Below are 403 nucleotides of genomic sequence, written 5' to 3'. Positions count from 1 at the left end.
CCAGTCGGGCCTCTTGGAGACTATGTAAGGAATCGCAAGGAACTTGGCGAGGTTGTCGAATATCTCAAGATCCTCCTTTATCTGCCTCTCGGCATCCTCAAAGCTATCGTGAGCCGTGTGGGCCTCGAAGAACCTGCTGATTTCCCTGACACGGATAAGCGGCCTCGTGTGCTTGGTCTCGTAGCGGTAAGTGTTAACTATCTGGTAGACCTTGAAGGGAAGGTCGGCATGTGAGCGAATCCAGAGAGCGAACATTGAGTACATTGCAGTCTCGCTCGTCGGCCTGAGGATGAGCTTGATGTCGAGGGGATCGTGACCGGCGTGGGTGACCCAGAAGACCTCACCCTCAAAGCCCGCTATGTGTTCTGCCTCCTTCTGGAACTCGGTTTCAGGGATGAGTGCC

General features: G+C 54.6%; 1 protein-coding gene. It reads right to left on the bottom strand.

The annotated features are described in order from the left end of the window. Positions 1 to 403: aminoacyl--tRNA ligase-related protein (locus tag E3E25_RS11410; protein WP_304940872.1), on the bottom strand; the 403-nt coding region annotated here is incomplete at both ends.

The sequence above is a fragment of the Thermococcus sp. MAR1 genome, assembly GCF_012027305.1.
GTDB lineage: Archaea > Methanobacteriota_B > Thermococci > Thermococcales > Thermococcaceae > Thermococcus.
Note: the sequence above shows the minus strand (reverse complement) of the source record. Positions and strands in the feature narration are given on the sequence as shown.